The 1,223-nt window shown below is 66.1% G+C and carries 1 protein-coding gene; it reads left to right on the forward strand.

Annotated elements, in window-relative coordinates; all coding sequences use genetic code 11:
• Positions 1–226: 226 nt before the first annotated feature.
• Positions 227–1,192 carry an IS630 family transposase gene (locus KRR26_RS36515; protein ID WP_217082195.1) on the forward strand — a complete coding sequence of 322 codons (966 nt, stop codon included), beginning with the start codon at positions 227–229 and terminating at the stop codon, positions 1,190–1,192.
• Positions 1,193–1,223 lie beyond the last annotated feature (31 nt).

A 1,223-nucleotide genomic window follows, 5' to 3' on the forward strand; every position in this document is an offset into this window, starting at 1 on the left:
CTAAACGACGAGGCGTGATTCCCGATCGGCCCGGAGGGTAGGCAGGCGCTGGACGAGTGGGGAAGCGGCAGGAACCCACTCCGTTCGGCCCTGTGTGAGCAAGTACCAGAAGAAGAAGCGAGCCCTGCCTCAGGGAGGGGAACAATTGCGCCTGTGCAGTCGTGACCGCAGGCGTCTGATTCGATGGGGAGAGAGGACTGGCTGCCCTCTCACCCTGCGACGGAGCATGGCGGTGGCCAAGGTGGCTGGTGGCCAGTCGCGAGCGCAGGCCGCACGGGAGTTGCTGTGCGCCACCTCCACCGTGGTGGCCGCTGTGCAGCGCTACTTCGAGAGTGGACGTGAAGGGCTGGTGGACCGGCGCGCTCGCAATGGACAGCGCAAGGTGGACGCGCGTTTCCGAGCAACGCTTTGCCGGGTGTTGAGGGGCACACCGCAGCAGTCTGGGTGGCGGCGCAGCACATGGACACGCGAGCTGTTGGCTCGCGAGGTGGAGAGACGAGGCCGAGTGCGCGTCTCGCCTACCACCATGGGACGCGCCCTGGCGTCGGTGGGCGCGCGGCTGAAGCGGCCCCGCCCCGTAGTGCGCTGCCCCTGGCCCGCGCGCCAGCGGCAAGAGCGGATTTGGCAACTGAAGTGCCGGGCGGCCTACGCCCGGCCCGAGGAGCCCGTCTTCTACGAGGACGAGATGGACGTGCATCTCAACCCCAAGGTGGGGCCCGATTGGATGCTGCCTGGAGAGCGGCGGGAACTCGTAACTCCAGGCAACAACCAGAAGCGATACGTGGCCGGAGCGCTCAACTCACGTACAGGCGAGCTGACGTGGGTGAAGGGGGAGCGGAAGACGAGCGCCCTTTTCATCGAACTGGTACGCGCGGTGAGCAACGCCTACCCCACGGCCAGGCGCCTGCACTTCATCCTGGACAATGCGGCCACCCACTCGAGCAGTCAGACGAAGAAGGTTTTGGTGCAGATGGGCGAGCGCGTGGTGCTGCACTTCCTTCCGCCGTACTGCCCCGAGGGCAACCGCATCGAGCGGGTCTGGTGGGACGTGCACGCCAACGTCACCCGCAACCACCGGTGCAAGAAGATGTCGGCACTCATGGCCGAGGTGGATGCCTACCTGGAAGCGCGCAACGCGCAACAGACGTCAAGTCCGCTGCTGCGCGTCGCTCCCACTCGACGCGCAGCATGAGACCATTCGAGAATCACGGTTCGTCGTTTAG

This window comes from Citreicoccus inhibens, assembly GCF_019039035.1.
In the GTDB taxonomy this organism is placed as follows: Bacteria; Myxococcota; Myxococcia; order Myxococcales; family Myxococcaceae; genus Citreicoccus; species Citreicoccus inhibens.

Excerpts from the sequence above, each read along its gene's own strand:
- KRR26_RS36515 (WP_217082195.1), top strand. The coding sequence starts at position 227 with ATGGCGGTGGCCAAGGTGGCTGGTGGCCAGTCGCGAGCGCAGGCCGCA.